This is a genomic window from Serratia sp. HMSC15F11 (assembly GCF_001808215.1).
GTDB lineage: Bacteria > Pseudomonadota > Gammaproteobacteria > Enterobacterales > Enterobacteriaceae > Serratia > Serratia nevei.
The window spans coordinates 35,260-50,536 of record NZ_KV792508.1; the positions used below are offsets into that span (position 1 = coordinate 35,260).

The window sequence follows — 15,277 nt, forward strand, 5'->3', positions numbered from 1 at the left end:
CACAGCGCCGCCCCTTCGGGCGGCGTTTTTTTTGGTTATTTCTGGCAGCCCGGGCACCAATAAAACGGCCGCGACGACAGTTCGGTACGCACGATCATCCCACCGCAGCGTTCGCAGGGCTCGCCGCTGCGATGAAATACCTTGAAGCGAAACAGCGCGCCGTGATGCCGGTTGTCATCCGCCTGCCCGCGCGTCTGGTAGGAAAGGCGCGGCACCGCCAGCAATGCCTCCGCCAGGCGGCGCAGCGCCTCTGGCGTCAGATCCTGCGGTTTGTGCTGCGGCGCCAGTTCGGCCTGCCACAGGATTTCGGCGCGCAGATAATTGCCCAATCCGGCAAGAAACGCCTGGTCGAGCAGCATGCCCCCCAGCTGCCTGCGGCGAAAACGCGGCGTCAGCAACCGCTCCTCCACATCGTCTACCGTCAGCGACATGTCCAACACGTCGGGGCCGATGCGTTGCAAAAACGGGTGTTGCTCTATTTCCTCGCGCGGCCCGACGGTAATGTCGGAAGCGCTGTAAAGCAATATCGCGCTGCGGGCGGTTTCCAGCCGCACCCGCAGATCGCGCTTGGTCTCCGGCGTCTCCCCTGCCGCCGCCACTTTCCACACGCCGTACAGCTGGTTGTGGCTGTACATTGTCAGCCCATTGGAGAAATGGGTCAGCAGCGCCTTGCCGCGCGGCTCGATGGCGACGATGCGCTCGCCGAGCAGACGCTGGCGATAGTGTTTCAGCTGGGGAAAAGCGAAATCGACGGCGGTCAGCGGCTGATCGATCACTGCCGCCGCCAATTTGTCCGCCGCCCGGCGAATCTCCGGTCCTTCCGGCATAGACCACTCCTTGCGTAGACCCGGCGCAGCCCGATGCGCCGGGGATGACATGATTAATGCGTCGCGCCGCCCACCACTTTCAGATCGTGCTCCACCTGCAAAGCGATGGAAACGGCCAGCTCCAATGCAAACAGCACCGTCGAGGCCGCCATGCTCGGCGCACCGGGGTGTGCCGCCGCCTGTTCCGGCAGGTACGGGATATGGATAAACCCGCCCTTGACCTCGTGCTGGCCGCTCAAACGGTGCAGCAGGCCATACATGACATGGTTGCACACATAGGTGCCGGCGGTCTGCGAAACGGCGGCCGGAATGCCGGCCTCGCGCATCGAACTGACCATCGCTTTAATCGGCAAAGTGCTGAAATAGGCCGCCGGACCGCCGGCGACGATCGGCTCATCCACCGGTTGCTGCCCCTGATTGTCGGGGATACGCGCGTCGTCGACGTTGATCGCCACCCGTTCAATCGTGATGTTGGTACGGCCGCCGGCCTGGCCGATAGCCAGCACCATTACCGGCTGCACCTCGTCGATCGCCGCATTGAGCGCGTCCAACGCCGCGCCGAACACGCACGGCAGCTGGCGCGCCACGATGCGCGTGCCGACCAGCTCCATATCATTGAGCTGCTTCACCACTTCCCAGGAGGGGTTGAGGCGCTCGCCGCCAAACGGCTCAAAGCCGGTAATCAATACTTTTTGCATCCTTACTCCTACAGGAACATCAGGAAATACAGCAGGAACACGTTAACCAACAGCAGCAGCACGCCGGTCGGCACCTGCGCCTTGATCACCGCATTCTTGTCCGGCAGCTCCAGCAACGCCGCCGGCACGATGTTGAAGTTCGCCGCCATCGGCGTCATCAGGGTGCCGCAATAGCCGGAAAACATGCCGATCGCCGCCATCACCGCCGGGTTGCCGCCGTGCTGCAACACCAGGATCGGAATGCCGATGCCGGCGGTAACGATCGGGAAAGCGGCGAAGGCGTTGCCCATCACCATGGTCAGCACCGCCATACCGATAGCGTAGACTGCCACGGCGATAAAGCGGTTATCGACCGCCAGATACTCCTGGGTCAAATGCGAGATCGCGGTGCCGACGCCGGCGACGGTAAACAGCAGCCCCAGCGTGGCGAGGATCTGCGGCAGAATGAACGCCCAGCCGATCGAATCCAGCAAGCGCCGCGCTTCCTGCACCGGCTGCAGCGCCTTCTCGTGGGGCATTTTCACCGCGATCGCCAGGCCAATCAGGCAGCCGACGGTCATCGAGAACAGGGTGATCAACGTCGCATGGTTGCCGCTGCCGAACACCGCGGTTTGCAACGCCGGCACGTTGTTGAACAACAGCACGCCGATCACCGTCACCACCGGGATCGCCAGGGCGGGGATAAACAGCTTGTTGCCCAGGCGCTTGGCGCTGGCCTCGCGCTCCTGCGGCGTCCGCTGGTGATAGCTGCCGAGGCGCACACCGCCAAAGCCGGCAATCAGGGCCATCACCACCACCACCCCGCCAACGATGATATGCAGCATGCGTTTTTCGTTGCTGCCCTCGCCCAGTACGTCGCCCAGCAGGCGGTAAGTCCAGTCGCCGACCAGGAACACCAGGCCGTACAGCCCCCAAAACAGCCCGGTGGTGATGCGGCGCGGGTTGGCGCGATCGCGGAAGGACATCACCGCCACAATCAGCAGCACCGCGCCGGCCAGCCAGTAGAGATATTGTTGCTGGAAGTTCATCGTGCCTCCCCCTTCGCCTGCAGCGCCGCCTGATTCAGCTGCGCCAGCTCGGCGCTCAGCTGCTTATCCATCCGATACAGCCGCAACGCGTGGATCAGGAAAGCGAAAATCGCGGTCGGAATGCCCCACAGCGCGATATGCAGCGGCTCGGTCTGAATGCCGCCGGACTCCAGCATAAAGTTGTGCATGAAGATGATCGCGCCGAAGGCGACGAAGATATCTTCGCCGAAGAACAGCCCGACGTTGTCGGTCGCGGCCGACATGGCGCGCAGACGGTGGCGGGTGCGCTCCGGCAGCTCGCCGTAGCGGTTTTCCGTCGCTCCTTCCGCCATCGGCGCCAGCAGCGGCCGCACCATCTGCGGATGCCCGCCCAGGCTGGTCAGCCCCATCGCTGCAGTAATCTCGCGCACGAACAGGTATACGATCAGCAAACGGCCGGCGGTGGCGCTTTTGATCTTGGCGATCCACGCCTGCGCACGCTCTTTCAGCCCGTGGCGCTCCAGCAGGCCGATCACCGCCAGCGGCAGCAGCAGGATCAGCGGCAGGTTACGGGTGTTGAGAAAGCCCTCGCCGAGCTTTTCCAGAATGACATCCAGCGGCATCAGCGCCGCCAAACCGGTGATGATGCCGGCGGCGATCACCACCAGCACCGGGTTGAAACGCAATACAAACCCGACCACGATGGCGGCGATGCCAATCAGTGGCCAGAGATTCACGGCCTGTTCCATAGTCTTCCCTCGATATTTTCTAATAGTTTTTTGCTTGTGATGTTGTGTCTTGCTTTATTGCTTTATTGCTTTATTGCTTTACTGCTTTACTGCTCCGCGCTGACGCGGATGCCCTGCTGAACAAAACTGTCCCGCAGCCTGCGCGCATACGCCAGCGCATGCTCGCCGTCCCCATGCAGGCAGACGGTTTCCGCCTGAACGGCAGTCCAGACGCCATCCACGCTGCGCACCCGGTGATGGCGCACCATCTCCAGCGTTTGCGCCAGCGCCTGTTCGTCATCGTCGATCAACGCCCCCGGCAAACCGCGCGGCACCAGCGTGCCGTCGGCCTGATAGCCGCGATCGGCGAATACCTCCTGCCGGGTGGTCAGACCGAGTTGTTCCCCGGCGCGAATCAGCTCGCTGCCGGCCAGCCCCACCAGCCGCAGCGCCGGATCAACCGCCTGCACCGCCCGGGCGATCGCTTCCGCCAGCGCCGGCTCAACCGCCGCCTGGTTGTACAGCATGCCATGCGGCTTAACGTGCACCATCACTCCGCCCTCGGCGCGGGCGATCGCCGCCAGCGCCCCGAGCTGATACACCACCTGCGCGTAGACCGTTTCCGGCGGCAGCTGCATGCGGGTGCGGCCGAAGTTCTCCCGATCGGGAAAACTCGGGTGAGCGCCGATCGCCACGCCGTACTGCAATGCCCAGCGCACCGACTGACGCATGGTCTGCGCATCGCCGGCGTGGAAGCCGCAGGCGATGTTGGCCGAACTCACCAATTGCAACAGCGCCTGGTCGTTGGCGCAGCCTTCGCCGAGATCGGCGTTTAAATCAACGATCATGTAACCCCCAGGCAATCTGTCGAAGGAAGAGATCCTGCTCGGCTTTGGCGCGCTGCGCCTCGGTCAGTGAGCAGAGAACGAAGTGGATCGGTTCGCCGAGACGGATCTGCGCCAAGTGGTAGAGATCGGCCTCGATCACGCAGGCGATACGCGGGTAACCGCCGGTGGTTTGCGCATCGGCCATCAGCACGATCGGCTGGCCGTTGTGCGGCACCTGCACCACGCCGGGCAGCAGGCCGTGCGACAGCATCTCGCGGTCGGTGGTGCGCTCCAGCGGCGTGCCGCCGTGCAGGCGGTAGCCCATGCGGTTGCTCTGCGGGCTGAGCTGCCAGGCGGTGCGCCAGAACGTGTCCTGCGCCTCTTCGCTGAACTCAGCGTACTCCGGCCCCGGCAGTGCGCGGATGCGGTTGGTGAACAGCAGCTGCTTCACGCCACAGCGGTGTTGCGGCAGCGCGTGGGATTTGCCCAGCGGCAGCCGATCGCCGTCCTTCAGATTACGGCCTTCGTGGCCGCCAAAGGCGGCTTTCATATCGGTGCTGCACGAGCCCAGCATTTCCGGCACGGCGATGCCGCCCGAGATCGCCAGGTAGCTGCGCATGCCGCGTTTCGGCGTGCCCAGCGCCAGCCGCTGCCCCTTTTTCACCGGGTAGCGCCAGCCGGTCCACAGCGGCTTGCCGTCCAGCTGCGCGTCGCAGCCGGCGCCGGTCAGGGCGATCCAGCCAGGGCGGGTAAACTCGGCGCTGAACTGGCCGAGGGTGATCTCCAGCCCGGCGGCCTCCGGCGCATTGCCCACCAGCAGGTTGGCGATCTTCAACGCCGGTTGATCCAGCGCCCCGCCGGTGCTGATGCCCAGACGTCGGAATCCCTCGCGGCCCAAATCCTGCACCGTGGTATAGATGCCGGCACGCAGAATAATCAGCATACGCCCTCCTTCTGCGGCACGAAGCGCACGTTATCGCCCGGGCGCAGCAGCGTCGGCGGCATTTCATGCGGATTGAACAGCGCCAGCGGCGTGCGGCCAATCAGCTGCCAGCCGCCGGGAGTCACCAGCGGATAGATGCCGGTCTGGCCGCCGCCGATGCCGACGGAGCCGGCCGCCACCGCCAGACGCGGCTCAGCGCGGCGCTGCGTCGCCAGCTGTTCCGGCATGCCGCCCAAATAGGAGAAACCCGGCTGAAAGCCGAGGAAATAGACCACGTAGGCCGCCGCCGCGTGGCATTCCACCACCTGCCGCGGCGTCATGCCGATATGGCGCGCCACTTCATCCAGATCGGGGCCTTGCTCCCCGCCGTAGACCACCGGAATATCCACCTGACGCGATTCCGGCGTCAGGCTCTCTTTGCTTTCCCAACCTTGTTGCAACAATGCGAGCATCGCTTCGGCGTCGGCCTGCGGCGTATGCAGCAACAGCGTCAGGTTATTCATCCCCGGCACCACTTCCCGCACGTCGGGGTGGTGATTCAGCTTTTCCGCCAGCGCCCAGATGCGCTGCTGGCTCGGTAAGGTCACCGGCGGCGACAGTTCAAGCACTACCGCTCTTTCACCCAACAGGTAATAACGTGCTTGTTGCACCCTTATTCTCCTTATTATTATCGCGATGAAAAACACACCAGTTATGCGTGACGCGGCCCCGGCTGTCAATAGAACGCAACCATAAGGAAAATAAGGAAATAGCGCGGTAAAAGGATTCAGCCGGCGCACAGGCCGGGCTGGATCCGGGGAAGAAAAAAATCAGGCGGGATTCGGGATATCGATAAAGGTCACATCAAAGCCGTGGTGCTGCGCCAGCCAGTCGCCCAGCGCCTTCACGCCGCCGCGCTCGGTGGCGTGGTGGCCGGCGGCGAAGAAATGCACGCCCATTTCGCGCGCGCTGTGAATGGTCTGCTCAGACACTTCACCGCTGATGAACGCATCGACGCCGAAGCGCGCCGCGCTGTCGATAAAGCCCTGGCCGCCACCGGTGCACCAGGCCACCCGGCGAATGTGCTCAGGCGCGTTATCGCCGCAGTGCAGCACCGCGCGCCCCAGCCGGCTTTCGATTCGCTGCTGCAGCGCTTCGCCGGTCAGCGGCTGTTCAAATTCGCCGTGCGGCACCAGCGGCTCGACTTCGCCAATCACCCGAATGCCCAGCGCCTGCGCCAGCTGCGCGTTGTTGCCCAGCACCGGATGCGCGTCCAGCGGCAGGTGGTAGCCGTACAGGTTGATATCGTGGGTCAGCAGCGTTTTCAGGCGGTTGCGCTTCATGCCGCGCACCGCCGGCGCCTCGTTTTTCCAGAAATAGCCATGGTGCACGATAATCGCGTCGGCCTGATGCGCCACCGCGGCGTCCAGCAGCGCCTGACAGGCGGTGACGCCGGTCACGATACGCTGCACGTGCGGGCAGCCTTCTACCTGCAATCCGTTGGGGGCGTAGTCCTGAAACGCCGCGACGTTCAGTTCCGTGTTGATCAGTTGTTCCAGATCGAGGTTACGCATTCTCTTCTCTCTTCATAGTCAAAATGTCTGCCGGTCGCCCTGCGCCATCAGGATAAATTTCACGCCCAGATCGTTGCCCTGCGCCAGCTGTTGCGCAATGGCGGCGCGCGTGTCTTCGCCCTGTTTCAGGCTGGGCTTGATGTGGCTGATCACCACCGGCAAACCGTTCAGCGAGCCATCGCCGCCGCTGTACTGCGTCAGGTTCTTCAGCTCCTTCAGCAGCCAAGCCGGCGTCAAATGACCGTACAGATGTTTATCCTCCACCCCGTTAGGGTAAGAGGTTTCGATAATCATGCCCTTGAGCTTCTTCTGCTCGACAAGCGGCCCCAGCGCGCGCCAGACGGTATCGAGATCGCGCGACTGCTCCACCTTATCCGGCCCGGTATCGCCGAAGTAGGCGAAGAACTCGTTGCCGTTGGAAATCAGCAGCATCGACGACGGATAGCGATCGTGGCTGAGCGGGTACATCACGCCGGTCAATCCGGTCAGGCCGAGGGTAAACCGCTGCTGCGGCCGCACCGTTTGCAGCCGGTAGGTGCCCAGCCGCGAGCCGTTGCCGGCGTCGGTAAAGTTCGGCCACGCCTTCCAGTTGAAGTAGTGATTACGCAGGGTCAGTACCGTGTCCGCCTGGGCGTAAACGGTTTTTTTATTGTCCTCGGGTGAGCCGACGATCAGCCCCGCCACGTGGTCCAGGTGGCCGTGGCTGATAAAGTAGCTGCCGATCAACTGCCGGAACACATAGCCCTGCGGCGTGTAAGGCGCGGCCAGCTCGGGCGTCACCTGCGGGAAGCTGCCCTTCTCCAGCCCTTTGGCGATGCCCGGCAGCAGCGAACCGGCGTCCAGCGCCACATAACGCGGCTGATTGTCGCTGCGGATCAGGTAGGAGGTCAGATTCCCGTCGCTGACGCCGCCGTCGACGCCGAGCGCCACCACGTCAAAGCCGGCGATCGCCAGCGCCGAATAGCCGCTCAGGCACAGGGCCAGCACCTTTTTCATCATTGCGTCGCTCCTTGCAGTTGCCTCAAGACTCTCCCCGTTTTGCCGCCTCGAACGCCGCCAGCGTCTCCAGCCGGGCTTGCTTATGGTCGACGATCGGCAGCGGGTAGTTCAGCGTGCATCGCTGCTTTTCCGCCCAGCGATGGGGATGATGGATGTCATTGTCGGGCACATCCGCCAGTTCCGGCAACCATTTACGGATAAAAGTGCCTTGTGGATCAAAACGTTCACCCTGAGTCGTCGGGTTGAAGATGCGGAAATACGGCGCGGCGTCGGTGCCGGTAGAGGCCGCCCACTGCCAGCCGCCGTTGTTGGCCGCCAGATCCCCATCCAGCAGTTGCGACATGAAATAGCGCTCCCCGGCGCGCCAGTCGATCAGCAGATCCTTCACCAGAAAACTGGCGCTGATCATGCGCAGCCGGTTGTGCATCCAGCCGGTGGCGTTGAGCTGGCGCATGGCGGCATCGACGATCGGGTAGCCGGTCTCGCCCCGCTGCCAGGCCTGCAGCTTCGCCGCGTCATCGCACCAGCGCACCTTGTCCGTCCAGGCAATAAACGGCCGATGGCGGCACAGATCGGGATAGGCCACCAGCAGATGGCGATAGAACTCGCGCCAAATCAGCTCGTTGAGCCAGGCGAAGGCACCGCTTTCGCGATCTTCCAGCAGCTGCGGGCATTCGGCGCGCAGGCGATTGAAGCACTGGCGCGGCGACAGCACGCCGATCGCCAGATAGGGCGACAGGCTACTGGTGCCGGCGAGGGCCGGCAGATCGCGCTGCCGGAGGTAATCCTGCACCTGCTCGCGGCAAAAGGCGCGCAGCCGCTGCAACGCGGCCTCCTCACCGGCGGGATAGCCATCCCCGATGTCTGCCACGGGATAATCGAACGCCACCGGCGCTTCAGGCATGGGTAACGCACCACCGGCGCGGATCTTCGGCGCCGGCAGGCAACTCACGTCGGACTCGGTCAGGCGTTGAAGAAAGGCGTTGCGAAACGGCGTATAGACCTTGTACATCTCGCCGCCGCCGGTGAGCACGCTGCCCGGCGGCAACAGCAGGCTGTCATCGAAACCGTGGCACCTCACCCGGCCACTCAACCGCTGTTCCAGCCGCGCATCTCGCCGCCGTTCGTTCAGTTCGTATTGGCGATTGTAAAACAGCGCATCCACCTGCTCCCGCTCACAATAGTCCGACAGCCAATCAATCGACGCGGCAAAGTCCGCACAGGAATGGCAATGCAGCGCAATGCCCTTGTGCGCCAGCGCCTGCTGCACCGCCTGCAGGCTGGCGTGGATCAGCGCCGCCTGCCGCGGCGCCATCTCATGTTGCCGCCACTGCTGCGGCGTGGCGATAAACACCGCCAGCACCCGGGCTTCGGGATCGCTGCAGGCCGCCTGCAGCGCTTTGTTGTCGGTGATACGCAGATCGTTACGCAACCAGACCAGATGCGTGGTCATAAAACTCCTTGTCAATCAATGGCCGTAACGCAAACGCAGCGCCTCCGGATAAGGTTCGAAATAGCGTTGTTCCGCCAGATAGCGATCGGGGTATTCCGCCATGTAATGCTTGAGCAGCGCGATCGGCGCCAACAGCGGCTGCATGCCCTGCCGGTAGCGGTCGATCAGGTGCGCCAGCTCCTGGCGCTGCGCCGTACTGAGCTGACGGCGGAAGTAGCCCTGCACGTGCATCAGCACATTGGTGTGGTTGCGGCGCGTTGCCTTGTGCGCCAACAGCGCCATCAGGCGGCTGCGGTATTCCACGGCGAAGGCCTCCAGCGAGTCCCAGCGGTGAATATCGGCGACGAAGCGCCCCAGCTCCCGATACGCAGGCTGCGAATGCGCCAGCAGCGACAGCTTATAGCGGCTGTGAAACGCGATCAGCCCGCCGCGGGTCAGCCCCTGACGCCACAGCATGTTCAGCTCGTACAGCGCGTATACCCGTTCAATGAAGTTTTCCCGCAGTGCCGCGTCCTGCAATCGTCCATCCTCTTCCACCGGCAGCCACGGCATCTGGCGCAGCAGTTCGGCGGTAAACAGACCGACGCCGTTTTTACGCGAGTCCTTGCCGTTTTCGCTGTAGACCCGCACCCGCTCCAGGCCGCAACTCGGTGACTTGGCGCAGACGATATAGCCGCACAGATGCTGCAAGGCCGCCACGCGCTGCGCGGAGAAGCCGCGCATCTCCTCGGTCAGATCCACGCCGGCGTCGTTGCTGTAGCGCATCGCCGGCCACGGCTGCGCCTGCTTCACCAGGCGCAGCGCCGGGCGCGGCGTGGGCAGGCCAATCGCCATTTCCGGGCAAACAGGCTCAAAGCGCACATAGGGCGCCAACTGTTCCACCGCAAAGGCCAGCCGCTTGTGGCCGCCGTCGAAACGCACCGCTTCGCCCAGTAAACAGGCGCTGATACCGATAGGGATCTTGTCGCTCATACCGCTCTCCCGTGTTGTTGGCCGATGAGGAAAGTGTAGAAGAATGGCTTGCCGAATACGACCTTGCGCTTGATAGGGGCGGCTATAGGCGTAAAAAAACCCCCGCCGTAGGGCGAGGGTTTTTCGTGAATCGGCAATGGCTCAGTAGAAATCGCAGGACGCCAGTTCCGCCTGCTGCAGCCAGACCGGCTTATCGCTGGTTTTTGACCAGACGCGGTGCAGGTAGCTGTAAAAACGCCCGCGATCGCTGCGGAACAACATCACCGGCAGGGCCAAAATGCCCGCGAGGACGACTGCGCTGCGGCGCAGGAGAATCCGATGCAGTGAATAAGCGTGATAGGTAGTAGACATGCGAACCTCCTTAAAAACGCCTGCCGTTGATTTGTCAGGGAAAACGGCGTCGGCGTATCAAATGAACAATCGGTAATTTGGTAACTGGGCAAAATTTTAGCGCACTTGATGAAAGTTTACTACTCATCCGACCACTAAATCGCACAAAAAATCGCTAATCGCCGCAGCGATCCGTAATTTTGTTACAGCAAGGTTAATTTTTAACTTACCATGGGTTACATTGTGGTTATTATCCGGGTGGTTATTTCCCGCTTACGCCCGTTCACCCTCCTCCATCAGGGGCAATCTCGCCACCGGCCTGATGGTTGAAGCGCTGAATTTCCGCTGAAATTTCAGCCATTTTTATACTTTTTTTACACCCATCCGCGCGATTTTTTCATCTTCTTTCTACCCCTCTCCCTACACTGCCTCTATCAAAAACAACACCTCTGGAGGTGTCCCGTGAGTTTCAGCGTTATTGGTGGTGCGCTGTTGGTTCTGCTGCTGTTGGCCTATTTGGTCTACGCCCTGTTTAACGCGGAGGATTTCTGATGGCGGCTTCAGCCTTTTTACTGATCGCCAGCTTCCTGCTGGTGCTTCTGCTGCTGGCCCGGCCGCTGGGCGGCTTTATGGCGCGCCTGATCGAGGGTGAGCCGCTGCCTGCGCTGCGCGGGGTGGAAGCCGGCGTCTGGCGCGCCTGCGGCATCCGCGCCACCGAGATGAACTGGTGGCAGTACGCGCTGGCGATCCTGGCGTTCAACCTGCTCGGCCTGGCGCTGCTGTTCGCCCTGCTGATGACGCAGGGCTCGCTGCCGCTCAACCCGCAAGGCTTCCCTGGCCTCTCCTGGGATCTGGCGCTCAACACCGCCGTCAGCTTCGTCACCAACACCAACTGGCAGGCCTACAGCGGCGAAAGCGCCCTCAGCTATTTCAGCCAGATGGCCGGGCTGGCGGTGCAGAACTTCGTCTCCGCCTCCACCGGCATCGCCGTGGCCTTTGCGCTGATCCGCGCCTTTACCCGCCGCGCCGGCAACACCGTCGGCAACGCCTGGGCCGATCTGTTCCGCATCACGCTGTATGTGCTGCTGCCGATCGCGCTGCTGATCGCCCTGTTCTTCGTCAGCCAGGGCACGCTGCAAAACTTCCTGCCTTACCTGCACGTCACCACGCTCGAAGGCGCGCAGCAGACGCTGCCGATGGGGCCGGTGGCCTCGCAGGAAGCGATCAAGATGCTCGGCACCAACGGCGGCGGCTTCTTCGGCGCCAACTCCGCGCACCCGTTCGAGAACCCAACCGTGCTGACTAACTTCGTGCAGATGCTGGCCATCTTCCTGATCCCCTGCGCGCTGTGTTTCTCTTTCGGCCAGTTGGCCGGTGAAAACCGCCAGGGCCATGCGCTGATCTGGGCAATGGCGCTGATCTTCGTGGTGGCGGTGGTCGTGGTGATGTACGCCGAACTGGCGGGCAACCCGCACCTGAGCGCGCTGGGCGCCGACAGCAATATCAATATGGAAGGCAAAGAGTCACGCTTCGGCATTCTTGCCACCAGCCTGTTCTCGGTGGTGACCACCGCCGCGTCCTGCGGGGCGGTTAACGCCATGCACGACTCCTTCACCGCGCTGGGTGGCATGGTGCCGATGTGGCTGATGCAGATAGGTGAGGTGGTATTCGGCGGCGTCGGCTCCGGCCTGTACGGCATGCTGCTGTTCGTGCTGCTGACGGTGTTTATCGCCGGTCTGATGATCGGCCGCACCCCGGAATATCTGGGCAAGAAGATCGACGTTTACGACATGAAGATGACCGCGCTGGCGATCCTGGTCACGCCGACGCTGGTGTTGCTGGGCAGCGCGCTGGCCATCGGCACCGACGCGGGCCGCGCCGGCATCCTCAACCCGGGCGCCCACGGCTTCAGTGAAGTGCTGTACGCCCTGTCCTCCGCCGCCAACAACAACGGCAGCGCCTTCGCCGGGTTGAGCGTCAATACGCCGTTCTACAACCTGCTGTTGGCCTTCGCCATGTTTGTCGGCCGCTTCGGGGTGATCCTGCCGGTGCTGGCGATCGCCGGTTCGCTGAGCGCCAAACAACGCCAACCGGCGGGCAACGGCACCCTGCCGACCTATGGGCCGCTGTTTATCGGCCTGCTGATCGGCACCGTGCTGCTGGTGGGCGCGCTGACCTTCGTGCCGGCGCTGGCGCTGGGCCCGGTGGCCGAGCATTTGCAGCTTTGGTTGGCAAACTAACAGACGTCACAGAGAGAGAATAAGAGATGACTCGCAAACAACGCGCGCTGTTTGAACCGGCCCTGGTGCGCACCGCGCTGATCGATGCGGTGAAAAAACTGGACCCTCGCGTTCAATGGCGCAACCCGGTGATGTTCGTGGTGTATATCGGCAGCATTCTGACCACCGCCATCTGGCTGGCGATCCTCACCGGCCAAACCGACGGCGCCGCCGCCTTTACCGGCAGCGTTTCCCTGTGGCTGTGGTTCACCGTGCTGTTCGCCAACTTCGCGGAAGCGCTGGCCGAAGGGCGCAGCAAGGCCCAGGCGGAAAGCCTGAGGGGCACCAAGAAAACCAGCTGGGCGAAAAAGCTGGCCGGCCCGCGCCGCGACGGCGCCACGGAGAAAGTGGCCGCCGAAAGCCTGCGCAAAGGCGATATCGTGCTGGTGGAAGCCGGCGACACCATTCCGTGCGACGGCGAAGTGCTAGAAGGCGGCGCCTCGGTAGATGAAAGCGCCATCACCGGTGAGTCCGCGCCGGTGATCCGCGAGTCCGGCGGCGACTTCTCCTCGGTCACCGGCGGCACCCGCGTGCTGTCCGACTGGCTGGTAGTGCAGTGCAGCGTCAACCCGGGGGAAACCTTCCTCGATCGCATGATCGCCATGGTGGAAGGCGCCAAACGCCGCAAAACGCCGAACGAGATCGCACTGACTATCCTGCTGGTGGCGCTGACCATCGTGTTCGTCTTGGCCACCGCCACCCTGTTCCCGTTCTCGCAATACAGCGTGGAAGCGGCCGGCAGCGGCAGCGTGGTCACCATCACCGTGCTGGTCGCGCTGCTGGTCTGTCTGATCCCCACCACCATCGGTGGCCTGCTGTCCGCCATCGGCGTGGCCGGGATGAGCCGCATGCTCGGCGCCAACGTGATCGCCACCAGCGGCCGCGCGGTGGAAGCCGCCGGCGACGTGGACGTGCTGCTGCTGGATAAAACCGGCACCATCACGCTGGGCAACCGCCAGGCTTCGGAGTTCCTGCCGGCGCCGGGCGTGAAAGAGCAAGAGCTGGCGGATGCCGCGCAGCTGGCCTCACTGGCGGACGAAACGCCGGAAGGCCGCAGCATTGTGGTGTTGGCCAAACAGCGATTCAACCTGCGCGAACGCGATCTGCAGGCGCTGAACGCCACCTTCGTGCCCTTCTCCGCCCAAACCCGCATGAGCGGCGTCAACGTGCAGGAGCGCATGATCCGCAAAGGCGCAGTGGATGCCATTCGCCGTCACGTCGAATCCAATCAGGGGCACTTCCCGCGGGCGGTGGACGATCTGGTGGAAAGCGTGGCGCGCACCGGCGGTACGCCGCTGGTGGTGGCGGAAGGCGCCCGGGTGCTGGGCGTGGTGGCGTTGAAGGATATCGTCAAGGGCGGCATCAAGGAACGCTTCAATGAGCTGCGCAAGATGGGCATCAAAACGGTGATGATCACCGGCGATAACCCGCTGACCGCGGCGGCGATCGCCGCCGAAGCCGGGGTGGACGACTTCCTGTCGGAAGCCACGCCGGAAGCCAAGCTGGCGCTGATCCGCCAGTACCAGGCGGAAGGCCGCCTAGTGGCGATGACCGGCGACGGCACCAACGACGCCCCGGCGCTGGCGCAGGCCGATGTGGCGGTGGCGATGAACTCCGGCACCCAGGCCGCCAAAGAGGCGGGCAACATGGTCGATCTGGATTCCAACCCGACCAAGCTGATCGAAGTGGTGCACATCGGCAAACAGATGCTGATGACACGCGGCTCGCTGACCACCTTCAGCATCGCCAACGACGTGGCCAAATACTTCGCCATCATTCCGGCGGCGTTCGCGGCCACCTATCCACAGCTGAACGCGCTGAACGTGATGCATCTGCACTCCCCGGCCTCCGCCATCATGTCGGCGGTGATCTTCAACGCCCTGGTGATCGTGTTCCTGATCCCGCTGGCGCTGAAAGGGGTGAGCTACAAACCGATGAGCGCCGCGGCCCTGCTGCGCCGCAACCTGTGGCTGTACGGGGTCGGCGGCCTGCTGGTGCCGTTCGTCGGCATCAAACTGATCGACCTGATCCTGGTCGCGCTGCACGTCGCCGGTTAACCATTGAGGGAAATGAACATGACTTATTTACGACCTGCGCTGGTAATGCTGATCCTGCTGACGCTGATCACCGGCATCGCCTATCCGCTGCTGACCACCGGGCTGGCGCAGCTGCTGTTTCCGGGTGCGGCCAACGGTTCGCTGCTGTACCGGGGCGACAAGGCGGTCGGCTCCGCGCTGATCGGCCAGAACTTCACGCGCCCCGACTATTTCTGGGGCCGCCCATCGGCCACCGGCGATTCGGCCTATAATCCACTGGCCTCAGCCGGCAGCAACCTGGCGGCCACCAACCCGGCGTTGGATAAGGCTATCGCCGAGCGCGCAGCGCAGCTGCGCCAGGCCAACCCTGCGATGAGCGGCCCGATCCCGGTCGATCTGCTGACCGCCTCCGGCAGCGGGTTGGATCCGCAGATCTCGATCGCCGCCGCACAATATCAGCTGGCACGGGTCGCCGCGGCACGGCATCTGCCGCCGGAACAGATCGCCAAACTGATCGAAGACAACACCGATCGGGCCACGCCCAACTTTATGGGGGAATCGGTGGTGAACGTGCTGAAGCTGAACCTGGCGCTGGACGCATTGAAGTAACGCGCCGTATTCAGCA

At 63.3% G+C, this 15,277-nt stretch carries 16 protein-coding genes; 4 read left to right on the forward strand and 12 right to left on the reverse strand.

Going from position 1 to position 15,277, the window contains the following annotated elements:
- Positions 1 to 35: 35 nt before the first annotated feature.
- From nei to HMPREF3138_RS23025, 12 genes are all read right to left on the reverse strand, one after another.
- On the reverse strand, positions 36 to 827 hold the full coding sequence (nei, locus tag HMPREF3138_RS22970) for an endonuclease VIII (protein WP_038877530.1): 792 nt from the start codon (positions 825 to 827) through the stop codon (positions 36 to 38).
- A gap of 53 nt (positions 828 to 880) precedes the next feature.
- The gene (pcp, locus tag HMPREF3138_RS22975) at positions 881 to 1,525 is read right to left on the reverse strand and encodes a pyroglutamyl-peptidase I (RefSeq protein WP_038877528.1); all 645 of its coding nucleotides are present in this window, start codon (positions 1,523 to 1,525) and stop codon (positions 881 to 883) included.
- 8 nt (positions 1,526 to 1,533) lie between these two features.
- Positions 1,534 to 2,553, reverse strand: coding sequence for a DUF979 domain-containing protein (locus HMPREF3138_RS22980; RefSeq protein ID WP_070559354.1), 1,020 nt, complete (start codon positions 2,551 to 2,553; stop codon positions 1,534 to 1,536).
- Positions 2,550 to 3,281 carry a DUF969 domain-containing protein gene (locus HMPREF3138_RS22985; protein WP_038877524.1) on the reverse strand — a complete coding sequence of 244 codons (732 nt, stop codon included), beginning with the start codon at positions 3,279 to 3,281 and terminating at the stop codon, positions 2,550 to 2,552. Before HMPREF3138_RS22985 ends, HMPREF3138_RS22980 begins: the two co-directional genes overlap by 4 nt.
- An 86-nt stretch (positions 3,282 to 3,367) precedes the next feature.
- Entirely contained in the window at positions 3,368 to 4,108 is a 741-nt protein-coding gene (pxpA, locus tag HMPREF3138_RS22990; protein ID WP_038877521.1) for a 5-oxoprolinase subunit PxpA, read from the reverse strand.
- On the reverse strand, positions 4,098 to 5,030 hold the full coding sequence (gene pxpC / locus HMPREF3138_RS22995) for a 5-oxoprolinase subunit PxpC (RefSeq protein ID WP_038877519.1): 933 nt from the start codon (positions 5,028 to 5,030) through the stop codon (positions 4,098 to 4,100). The genes pxpA and pxpC overlap by 11 nt, the downstream gene beginning before the upstream one ends.
- Positions 5,024 to 5,680 (reverse strand): 5-oxoprolinase subunit PxpB, encoded by a 657-nt coding sequence (gene pxpB, locus HMPREF3138_RS23000; RefSeq protein ID WP_094300707.1) that lies wholly within the window; start codon positions 5,678 to 5,680, stop codon positions 5,024 to 5,026. Before pxpB ends, pxpC begins: the two co-directional genes overlap by 7 nt.
- A 159-nt stretch (positions 5,681 to 5,839) precedes the next feature.
- Entirely contained in the window at positions 5,840 to 6,583 is a 744-nt protein-coding gene (locus HMPREF3138_RS23005; protein WP_038877518.1) for a type 2 GTP cyclohydrolase I, read from the reverse strand.
- Between the two features lie 18 nt (positions 6,584 to 6,601).
- Positions 6,602 to 7,582: an MBL fold metallo-hydrolase gene (locus HMPREF3138_RS23010; protein ID WP_038877517.1), complete on the reverse strand. Its 981-nt coding sequence runs from the start codon at positions 7,580 to 7,582 to the stop codon at positions 6,602 to 6,604.
- A 22-nt stretch (positions 7,583 to 7,604) separates the two neighbouring features.
- Positions 7,605 to 9,035: a deoxyribodipyrimidine photo-lyase gene (phrB, locus tag HMPREF3138_RS23015; protein ID WP_038877514.1), complete on the reverse strand. Its 1,431-nt coding sequence runs from the start codon at positions 9,033 to 9,035 to the stop codon at positions 7,605 to 7,607.
- A 15-nt stretch (positions 9,036 to 9,050) separates the two neighbouring features.
- Entirely contained in the window at positions 9,051 to 10,007 is a 957-nt protein-coding gene (locus HMPREF3138_RS23020) for a YbgA family protein (RefSeq protein ID WP_038877513.1), read from the reverse strand.
- Positions 10,008 to 10,148: 141 nt separating this feature from the next.
- The gene (locus HMPREF3138_RS23025; RefSeq protein ID WP_038877512.1) at positions 10,149 to 10,358 is read right to left on the reverse strand and encodes a YbfA family protein; all 210 of its coding nucleotides are present in this window, start codon (positions 10,356 to 10,358) and stop codon (positions 10,149 to 10,151) included.
- A gap of 441 nt (positions 10,359 to 10,799) precedes the next feature.
- Here HMPREF3138_RS23025 and HMPREF3138_RS23030 point away from each other — a divergent pair, with 441 nt between their 5' ends.
- Genes HMPREF3138_RS23030 through kdpC form a run of 4 tightly spaced genes read left to right on the forward strand, consistent with a single transcriptional unit; the run spans position 10,800 to position 15,261 of the window.
- A complete protein-coding gene (locus HMPREF3138_RS23030) occupies positions 10,800 to 10,889 on the forward strand; it encodes a K(+)-transporting ATPase subunit F (protein ID WP_016928742.1) in 90 nt (29 codons plus the stop codon).
- The gene (kdpA, locus tag HMPREF3138_RS23035) at positions 10,889 to 12,577 is read left to right on the forward strand and encodes a potassium-transporting ATPase subunit KdpA (protein WP_038877511.1); all 1,689 of its coding nucleotides are present in this window, start codon (positions 10,889 to 10,891) and stop codon (positions 12,575 to 12,577) included. The genes HMPREF3138_RS23030 and kdpA overlap by 1 nt, the downstream gene beginning before the upstream one ends.
- Positions 12,578 to 12,603: 26 nt before the next feature.
- Complete coding sequence (gene kdpB, locus HMPREF3138_RS23040; RefSeq protein WP_038877510.1) at positions 12,604 to 14,673, forward strand: potassium-transporting ATPase subunit KdpB; 2,070 nt, start codon at positions 12,604 to 12,606, stop codon at positions 14,671 to 14,673.
- Between the two features lie 18 nt (positions 14,674 to 14,691).
- Complete coding sequence (gene kdpC / locus HMPREF3138_RS23045; protein WP_038877509.1) at positions 14,692 to 15,261, forward strand: potassium-transporting ATPase subunit KdpC; 570 nt, start codon at positions 14,692 to 14,694, stop codon at positions 15,259 to 15,261.
- Positions 15,262 to 15,277: the final 16 nt, after the last annotated feature.